The 5899-nt window shown below is 72.3% G+C and carries 2 protein-coding genes; both read left to right on the plus strand.

Annotation, left to right across the window (positions count from 1 at the left end; all coding sequences use genetic code 11):
- On the plus strand, window positions 1-4139 hold a 4139-nt coding region (locus GA0116996_RS27775), incomplete at its 5' end, for a non-ribosomal peptide synthetase (protein WP_141693774.1).
- On the plus strand, window positions 4140-5899 hold a 1760-nt coding region (locus tag GA0116996_RS27780), incomplete at its 3' end, for a condensation domain-containing protein (RefSeq protein ID WP_141693775.1). It lies immediately after the preceding gene.

The raw sequence follows: 5899 nt of genomic DNA on the forward strand, positions 1-5899 counted from the left end.
TGATCCACCACCTGGCGGTCGATGGCGTGTCGTGGCGCGTGCTGGTCGAGGACTTGCGCGACGCGTACGCCCAACGCCGGCATGGCCAGCAGGCCGTGCTGCCGGCACGCACCGCGTCGTACCAGCGCTGGTCGCAGGCGCTGCGCGTCAATGCCAAAGAGCGCGGTGGCGAACTGGCCCACTGGCAGGCGCTTGCGCAGGTTGAAGCCAGCCTGCCGTGCGACGATCCAAACGGCGCCCTGACCATCGCCGACCGCGACACCGTCACGCTGACGCTGCCGGCCGAACTGACTCAGGCGCTACTGCAGCGCGCCCCGGCGGCGTACCGCACGCGCGTCAACGACCTGCTGCTGACCGCGCTGGCGCGAGCGTTGGCTGGCTGGAGCGGCCGCTCGCAGGTGCTGATCGACCTCGAAAGCCATGGTCGCGTCGCCGGTGTCGACGACACGCTGGACCTGAGCCGCACGGTCGGCTGGTTCACGACGCTGTTCCCGGTCGCGCTCGACGGCACCGGCGCGCTCGATGCCGCGATCAAGGCCGTCAAGGAGCAGCTGCGCGCGGTGCCCGGGGATGGCATCGGCTTCGGCCTGCTGCGCCGCTTCGGTTCGCCCGCGCAACAGGCTGCGCTGGCCGATGTGCCCAGGCCCGAGGTCGTGTTCAACTACCTTGGCCAGCTCGACGCCAGCTTCGCCGACGACAGCCCGTGGCGGCTTTCTGCCGACAGCGCGGGCGCCAACCAGGATCCCGCAGCCCCGCTCTCGCACCCGTTGTCGGTCAACGGACAGGTGCTGGATGGCGAACTGCGGCTGACGCTGGCCTTCAGCCGGGCACGCCATCGGGAGGAGACGGTTCGCCGACTCGGCGAAGCCTTGCGCAACGAACTGGAAGCGCTGATTGCCCACTGCAATGCGGGCGTCGCGGGTTTCACCCCCAGCGACTTCCCGCTGGCGCGGCTGACGCAGGGCGGGCTGGATGCGCTGAAGCTCGATCCGGCGCAGGTGCAGGACCTCTACCCGCTGTCGCCGATGCAGGCCGGCATGCTGTTCCACAGCGTGCTGGCGCCCGAGGGCAGCGCCTATACCAACCAGCTGCGCGTCGATATCGACGGACTCGATCCGGCGCGGTTTATCGCGGCGTGGCAGGCTGCGCTGGCGCGCCACGACAGCCTGCGCTGCGGTTTCCTGCATCGCGGCGAACAGCCGCTGCAGTGGGTGGCCCGCTCAGTGCGGTTGCCGGTGACTACGGAGGACTGGCGCGGCCGCGACGCCGCCGAATTGGACCGCTTCGCCGCCGCCGAACTGGCCCAGCGCTTCGATCTGGAGCGCCCGCCGCTGATGCGCGTGGCGCTGCTGCGCACCGGCGTGCATCGCCACCACCTGGTCTGGACCGTGCACCACCTGCTGCTCGACGGCTGGAGCACCGCGCAGCTGCTGGGAGAAGTGCTGCGCCACTACGCCGGCGAAACGCTGCCCGCCAGCGGCGGTCGCTTTGCCGACTATATCGGCTGGCTGCAGTCGCGCGACGCCGCCGCCGGCGAAGCCTTCTGGAAGGCGCAGCTGGCACCGCTCGACGCGCCAACGCGCCTGCTTGCCGCATTGCCGGCTCCGGAACACGGCCAAGGCCAGGGCGAACATCACCACGAACTCGACGCCGCCGAGACCACCGCGCTGGCCAGCTTCGCCCGCGCGCAGAAGGTCACGCTGAACACCCTGGTGCAGGCCGCCTGGCTGTTGCTGCTGCAGCGCTGCACCGGCCAGCCGTGCGTGGCCTTCGGCGCCACCGTGGCGGGACGCCCGGCCGAGTTGCCGGCCGCGCAGCAGATGCTGGGGCTGTTCATCAATACGCTGCCGGTGATCACATCGCCGCGTCCGCAGCAAGCGGTGGGCGACTGGCTGCGCGAGGTGCAGGCGCTGAACCTGGCGCTGCGCGAGCACGAACACACCCCGCTTTACGACATCCAGCGCTGGGCCGGACACAGCGGCCAGGCGCTGTTCGATTCGATCGTCGTGTTCGAGAACTATCCGGTCGATGCCGCGCTGCGCCGCGCGCCGGCCGGGTTGTCGTTCTCCGGCATCGGCAACCGCGCCGAGACCAACTATCCGCTGGCGCTGGTGTTCGCACACACCGACACGCTGCGCCTGACCTGCCGCTTCGACCGCGCACAGCTGGCCGAGCCGCACGCCGCCCAGCTGGCGCACAGCCTGTTTGCGGTGCTGCGCCAGCTGGCCGCCGACGCGGCGCGCCCGCTGGGCCGCATCGGCCTCGCCACGGCTGACGCGCCCCTGGCGGCCGCAGCAACGGCGACCCAACTTGCCCACCATCGCTTCGAAGCCCATGCGGCCTCCGCGCCGGATGCCGTGGCGCTGGCGGCGGACGACGCGCAACTCACTTACCGCGAACTCAATGACCGCGCCAATGCCCTCGCGCATCGCCTGCTCGCACAAGGGATAGGCCCGGACGTGCCGGTTGGCGTGCTGGCCGAGCGCTCCGTCGAACTGGTCGTCGCCCTGCTCGCCATCCTCAAGGCCGGCGGCGCCTACGTGCCGTTCGATCCCGACTATCCCGCCGACCGCCTGGCCTACATGGTCGAGGACAGCGGCGTGGCGCTGCTGCTGGCGCAGCGGCCCGACGCCATCGCGCCGTTGCCGGCGGCCGTGCCGGTGGTCGACCTGAGCGCAGCTTCCCTGTATGACGGCGAGCACGCCAACCCGTCGCCGGTGCTGCATCCGCACCACCTGGCCTATGTGATCTACACCTCGGGCTCCACCGGCCGGCCCAAGGGCGTGGGCATCTCGCACGGGGCGCTGGCGCATTACCTGCACGGCGTGCTGTCGCAACTGGCGCTGGCGCCGGCGTCGCGCATGGCCATGGTGTCGACGCCCGCGGCCGATCTCGGCCATACGGTGCTGTTCGGCGCGCTGGCCAGCGGCGGCGCGCTGCACCTGCCGGCGCGCCGCTGCGTGTTCGATGCGGCGGCGTTCGCGCGCTACATGGCACGGCACCGCATCGGCGTGCTCAAGATCGTGCCCGGCCACCTGCGCGCCTTGCTCGACGGCGCGCAGGCGGCCGGGGTGCCGCTTGCCGACGTGCTGCCCGAACACACCCTGGTGCTGGGCGGCGAAGCCACCGACGCGCCGCTGCGCGCGCGCCTCCACGCGGCCCGCCCGGCGTGCCGGCTGGTCAATCACTATGGGCCGACCGAGTCCACCGTCGGCGTGCTCGTGCACGTGGCCGGCACCACGCCGCGGGCCGGGGCAGGCTTGCCGCTGGGGCAGCCGCTGCCCGGCACCGGGGCGTACGTGCTGGACGCGGACCTGTGCCCGCTGCCCGACGGCATGGCCGGTGAACTCTATGTCGGCGGGCCCGCGCTGGCGCGCGGCTACCTCGGCCGCGCGGCGTTGACGGCAGAGCGCTTCGTGCCCGATCCGTTCGCCCGCGACGGCGCGCGGCTGTACCGCACCGGCGACCGCGTGCGGCGCCGCGCCGACGGCGTGTTCGAGTACCTGGGCCGCATCGACGACCAGGTCAAGGTCCGCGGTTTCCGCGTGGAGCCGGGCGAAGTCGCGGCGCAGCTGGCGGCGCTGCCGCAGGTGCGCCAGGCCGCGGTGGTCGCCGCTCCCGCTGCCGGCGGCATGCAACTGGTGGGCTACGCGGTGCCGCAAGCGGATGCCCGGCCCGATCCCGCCGCGCTGTGTCGCGCGCTGGCCGCGACGCTGCCGCCGCATATGGTGCCGGCCGCCGTCGTGCTGCTCGACGCGCTGCCGCTCACCGCCAACGGCAAGCTGGACCGCCGCGCGCTGCCGCCGCCGGACGCCGCCGCGCCACCCGCGGCCGCGACGCGGGAAGCACCGCAAGGCGATCTCGAAATCCGCCTCGCCGCGATCTGGCAAGGGCTGCTGCAGGTGCCCGCGGTGGGCCGCCACGACAACTTCTTCGCACTGGGCGGCCATTCGCTGCTGGCCGTCCAGCTCCTGTCCCGGATCCAGGGCGAACTTGGCATCGAGGTGCCGCTGGCGCTGCTGTTCGGCGCCGCCACGCTGGCCGAGCTGGCCACGGCGCTGCCGGCCCAGCAACGCCATGCCGACGAAGCCGCCCTGCTGGAACTGGAAGCGTTCGCCAATACCCTGGAGTCAGTCTGAATGATCGAAGCCAACACCGCGGCCCGTCTGGCCGCGCGTTTTGCCACGCTGGCGCCGGCCCAGCGCCGCGCCTTCCTCGACAAAATGGCCGAGCAAGGCATCGCATTCTCGCAATTGCCGATCCCCGCGCTGCCGCAGCCCGATGCCGCCACCGGCTACGATGCGCCGCTGTCGTACGCACAGCAGCGCCAGTGGTTCCTGCACCGCTTCGCGCCGGAAAGCGCGGCCTACCACATCAGCAGCCGCGTCGAGCTGCACGGCGAACTCGACGCCGGCGCGCTGCAGGCGGCGCTTGCCACGCTGACGCAGCGCCATGAAGCCCTGCGCACGGTGTTTCTGGCGGACGCCGATGGCATGGTAAGGCAGCATGTGCGCGCCGCGGCCCGCATCGAACTGCCGCTGACCGACTTGTCGGCCGACCCCGGCAGCGCCGACGCGCAAGCCGCGGCGATCGCCGAAGCGCCGTTCGACCTGGGCCGCGCGCCCTTGCTGCGCGTGCACCTGCTGCGCCTGGGCGCGCGGCACCACCGGCTGGTGCTGGCAATGCACCATATCGTCTCGGACGGCTGGTCGATGCAATTGCTGATCGACGAGCTGGCCGCGGCCTACCGCGCGCAGCGGCTCGGCCAGCCCCTGCCCGGGGCCGCGCACGCGATCGCCTATACCGACTATGCGGTGTGGCAGCGCAACTGGCTCGAGGCTGGCGAACAGGCACGGCAACTGGCCTGGTGGCGCACAACACTTGAGGGCGCATCCGGCGTGCTGGCGCTGCCGACCGACCGCCCGCGCCCCGCCGTGGCGGCCTACCGCGCGCAGCGCTGCGAGATCGACATTCCTGCCACGCTCGCCGATGCGCTGCGCCAACGCGCGCAAGCCGGCGGCGGGACGCTGTTCATGGCATTGCTGGCCGGCTTCCAGGCACTGCTGTACCGCTATACCGGCAGCCGCGACCTGTGCGTGGGGGTGCCGGTGGCCGGCCGCAACCGCCTGGAAACCGAACGCGTGGTAGGCCTGTTCGTCAACACGCAGATCGTGCGCGCGCAGCTTGACGGCAGCCAGCCGCTGTCCGCGCTGCTCGGCCAGACCCGCGCCGCCGTGCTGGGCGCGCAAGCGCACCAGGACCTGCCGTTCGAGCAACTGGTGGAAGCGCTGCAGCCCGAGCGCAGCGTGAGCTACCACCCGCTGTTCCAGGTGGTGCACAACCACCGCCGCGGCGACCGCGCGGCGCGTGTTGCGCTGCCCGGCCTTGAGCTGGAAAGCGCGCCAGTGGGCGAGCGCACCACGGCGCTGGAGCTGACGCTCGATACGCGCGAGGACAGCGACGGCCATGTCCATGCCTGTTTCCACTATGCCGCGGAACTGTTCGACGCCGGCACCGCGGAGCGGCTTGCGCGCCATTACGTGCGGCTGCTGCGCCGGCTGGCCGACGCTCCGGAACAAGCGCTCGATGCGGTGGACCTGCTTGACGAGTCCGAGCACCGCAGCCTGTTGGCGCTAGGCCAGGGCGATGCGCCTGGCGGCGAGACCCTGCCCGTGCATGCGCACATCGCCCGCCACGCTGCCGCCCGGCCCGACGCCGTCGCCGTGATCTGTGGCGACCGGGTGCTGCGCTACGGCGAACTGCTGGCCCGCGCCGACCGCCTCGCCGCCGTGCTGCAAGCGCGTGGCGTCGGCGCCGAGGATCGCGTCGGCATCGCCCTGTCGCGCTCGCCCGACCTGATCGTCGCGCTGCTGGCGGTGATGCGCTGCGGCGGCGCCTA

Origin of the sequence: Cupriavidus alkaliphilus (genome assembly GCF_900094595.1) — a bacterium.
In the GTDB taxonomy this organism is placed as follows: domain Bacteria; phylum Pseudomonadota; class Gammaproteobacteria; order Burkholderiales; family Burkholderiaceae; genus Cupriavidus; species Cupriavidus alkaliphilus.